4 protein-coding genes are annotated in these 3,472 nt (G+C 77.0%); 1 reads left to right on the top strand and 3 read right to left on the bottom strand.

From position 1 onward, the window contains the following. Positions 1-287: 287 nt before the first annotated feature. The 3 genes from AC0CYZ_RS26570 to AC0CYZ_RS26560 are packed head-to-tail and all read right to left on the bottom strand — an operon-like array spanning position 288 to position 2,532. Positions 288-1,169: an SURF1 family cytochrome oxidase biogenesis protein gene (locus AC0CYZ_RS26570; protein WP_472220954.1), complete on the bottom strand. Its 882-nt coding sequence runs from the start codon at positions 1,167-1,169 to the stop codon at positions 288-290. A 41-nt stretch (positions 1,170-1,210) separates the two neighbouring features. Then, on the bottom strand, positions 1,211-2,065 hold the full coding sequence (locus tag AC0CYZ_RS26565; RefSeq protein WP_472220952.1) for a fructosamine kinase family protein: 855 nt from the start codon (positions 2,063-2,065) through the stop codon (positions 1,211-1,213). Next, complete coding sequence (locus AC0CYZ_RS26560; protein WP_472220950.1) at positions 2,062-2,532, bottom strand: low molecular weight protein-tyrosine-phosphatase; 471 nt, start codon at positions 2,530-2,532, stop codon at positions 2,062-2,064. The genes AC0CYZ_RS26565 and AC0CYZ_RS26560 overlap by 4 nt, the downstream gene beginning before the upstream one ends. 72 nt (positions 2,533-2,604) lie before the next feature. Here AC0CYZ_RS26560 and AC0CYZ_RS26555 point away from each other — a divergent pair. Continuing rightward, the coding region (locus tag AC0CYZ_RS26555; protein ID WP_472220948.1) for a Nif3-like dinuclear metal center hexameric protein at positions 2,605-3,472 on the top strand (868 nt) is incomplete at its 3' end.

The raw sequence follows: 3,472 nt of genomic DNA, 5'->3' as shown, positions 1-3,472 counted from the left end.
CATGATCCAGACCCCGCAACCGCGCCCGCCAGAACTCCCGCACCCGCGACCGCGACACCGCACCCGCCATCACACACCCGCTCCCAGACAGGGTGTTGCGACAGACCCTTGAATCCGCCCGCTACTCGACCTGCTTCAGGTGCTGATGATCATCGACAGGGGGCTCGACGCCGCGCACCGCGCTGATCAGGGGCACTGGAGGCAGCTTCTGGGGCGCTCGGGCCTGCCTGACGTGCTGTTGATCACGGGCGGCCGGTGCGGCGGGCGTGGCGGAGCGGGGACGGTGCTCAGCGGCCGTAGCGGTCGGCGAGGACGTCGGCCCGCGAGCGGCTCCGGGGCGCCGGCGGCGGCTCGGCCGGGGCGTCACGTCCGGCGCGGTCCGGCGACGGCGCGGGCGGAGCGTCGTCAGGCCCCGGCCCCGGCTCCTCGTCGGACCCCTCGGCCTCGGCGCGGCGCGTGAGGTACTCCAGGCGCACGAAGTACACCCACCCGCCGAGGGCCATGACGCCGAAGATCAGCCACTGCCAGGCATAGGAGTAGGACGAGTTGGGGTCCGGCGGGGGCAGCGGGACGGCCGTGACGACGCCGGGCTGGCCCGGGAGGAGCTGGACGTAGCCCGGCGCGAGGGGGAGGCCGACCAGCCGGCCGATCGCAGCGGCATTCACCGCGTAGACCTGGCGGTACCCACCCTCGGTGATGGGGGCGCGGTCGGTCGCCGACTCGTCGGGGAGCTGGTACCCGACCACGGTCACCGGCCCGCTGGGAGCCGGAGCGATCGGCGGGAGCGTCTCGCCGTTGAGCGGCCGGACGTAGCCACGGTCGACGAGCAGGGTCTCGCCCTCGGTGGTGCGCAGCGGGGTGAGGATCTCGCTCGCGGCGCTGCTGTCCACGGAGCGCAGGCGGGCGAGGACCTCGCCGGAGGGCTCGTAGGTCCCGGTGACCACGACCTGGCGCCACGCGGCGGCCGGCCCGGGCTCGGTGCCGGGGGCCACGAGCGTGCCGCGGGGCACCGGCGGGGTGGACACGGCCCGGACGAGGGCGGCGTTGTTGCCGTCGCGCTCCGCGCTGCGGTGGAACTGCCACGGGGCCAGCGCGTAGTAGCACCCGAACGCGAAGGCGAGCACCGCCAGCGTCAGGGCGATCCACCCGGGTCGGAGCAGGAACCGCACGCCTCCAGTATGGCCTCCGGCCATGTGGACGATGTTCGTCGCTAGAGCGACGACATCCGTTCACAGGCACTCCGGGCATAGCCCCCGCCGAACAGGGCCGCGTGCACGAGCAGCGGGAAGAGCTGGTGCAGACCCACCCGGCGCCGCCAGCCCTCGGCGAGCGGCGCGGCCTCGTCGTAGGCCGCCAGCACGGAGTCGAGCTCCGGGCAGCCGAACAGCGCGAGCATCGCGAGGTCGGTCTCGCGGTGCCCGCCGTGCGCGGCGGGGTCGATCACCCAGCCGCGGCCGTCGCCCCACAGCACGTTCCCGCTCCACAGGTCCCCGTGCAGGCGCGCGGGCGGCTCGTCCGGCCCGACGTCGGCGCCGGGCCCGGTCAGCCGTGCGCACCCGTCCTCCACCTGCGCGGCCTGTGACGACGACATCCCGCCGCGGTCGACCGCGAGCCGGACGTAGGGCAGGACGCGAGCCCCGACGTACCAGTCGATCCAGCGGGTGCCCTCGGGCGCGGGATCGTTGCGCATCGGGGCGTCGCCGATCCAGGCGTCCGCCGGGCCGTCGGGCGGGGGAGCGCCGAACGCCGGCGCGCCCGCCGCGTGCAGGACCGCGAGCCCGCGTCCGAACGCCTCGGCCGTCTCCCGCAAGGCGCGGCCCTCGCCGACCGCCGCGCTGACCAGCCACGAGTCGTCGACGCCCAGCACCTCGGGCACCCCGGGGCCGTCCGGGACGGCCAGCCAGCGCAGGCCCGAGGCCTCGGCGGCGACGGCGGTGGGCGCGGCGGTCTTGGCGACCACCTCCCGGCCGTCGTCGAGCACGCAGCGGGTCACCGAGCCGAGCGAGCGGGTCCCGACGACCGTGGCCCCGGCCAGGCGCGTGACGGCCTCGGCGGCGCCGCTCACCCCTGCTCCCGCACCCAGTCGACGACGCCGGGCGCGGCCGCCTCGATCATGGCCAGCACCTCCTCGAAGCCGTCGGGCCCGCCGTAGTAGGGGTCGGGGATCTCGGCGGCCTCGGGCGCGTCGGGGTCGAAGGCGCGCAGCAGGCGGATGCGGTCGGCGGGAACGCCGGCGCGGCGCAGGTCGCGGACGTGGTCGACGGTCGCGGCCAGGAGCAGGTCGGCGTCGAGGGCCTCGGCGTCGATCTGCCGCGCGACGTGCTCGGTGTCCAGCCCGCGGGCGGCGAGGGTCTCCGCGGCGCGACCGTCCATCGGCTCACCGACGTGCCACGGCCCCACGCCCACGCTGGTGACCGCCACGCGGTCGGCCAGGCCGGCGTCGGCCAGCGCCGCGCGGAGGACCTTCTCGGCCATGGGGGAGCGGCAGATGTTCCCGGAACAGACGGTCACGACGCGCACGAGGTCCGACACCCGCCCATCGTCCTCGACCGCCCCGGCCGCCCGTCCGCCCCGGGGCGGGGGTGGACCACAATGGCTTCCACCATGGACGCATCCGTCGCCGCCGCGATCGCCGCGCTCGAGGCCGCCTACCCGCCCGACCTGGCGCAGGACTGGGACGCCGTGGGCCTGGTCTGCGGGGACCCCGAGGAGCCCGCGCGCCACGTCGTCGTCGCGGTCGACCCGGCCCCGGCCGTGGTGGACGAGGCCCTCGCCGCCGGGGCGGACCTGCTCGTCACCCACCACCCGCTGCTGCTGCGCGGGGTGCACGGGGTGCCGGCCGACGAGCCCAAGGGCTCGGTGGTGCACCGGCTGATCCGGGCCGGGTGCGCGCTGTTCGCGGCCCACACCAACGCCGACGCCGCCTCGCCCGGGGTGTCCGACGCCCTGGCGGACGCGCTCGGCGTCGTCGTCGAGCGCCCGCTCGCTCCGGAGGGCGACGGTGGTGTCGGGATCGGCCGCGTCGGCCACCTCCCGACCCCGGAACCCTTCGCGGCCTTCGTCGACCGCGTCGCGGACGCCCTGCCCCCGACGGCGTGGGGGGTGCGCGGCGCCGGCGACCCGGACCGCACCATCCACCGGGTCGCCCTCTCCGGCGGGGCGGGCGACTCGATGCTCGGCCTGGCCCGTGAGGCCGGGGTCGACGCCTACGTGACCGCCGACCTGCGCCACCACCCCGCCGACGAGCACCTGCAGCGCCCGGGTGCGCCGGCGCTCGTCGACGTCGCCCACTGGGCCTCGGAGCACCCCTGGTGCGCCCAGGCCGCCGCGGTCCTGCGCCGCGCGCTGCCCGGGGCCACCGTGACCGTCTCGGCGCGGGAGAGCTCGGCGTCGCACCCTGCCCGAGCAGGTCGCGGTGGAGGAGGCCGAGCGCACGCTGCGCGCCGCGGCCGACGCCGTCGTCGTCGCGGTC

Source organism: Actinomycetospora sp. (assembly GCF_055612215.1).
Note: the sequence above shows the minus strand (reverse complement) of the source record. Positions and strands in the feature narration are given on the sequence as shown.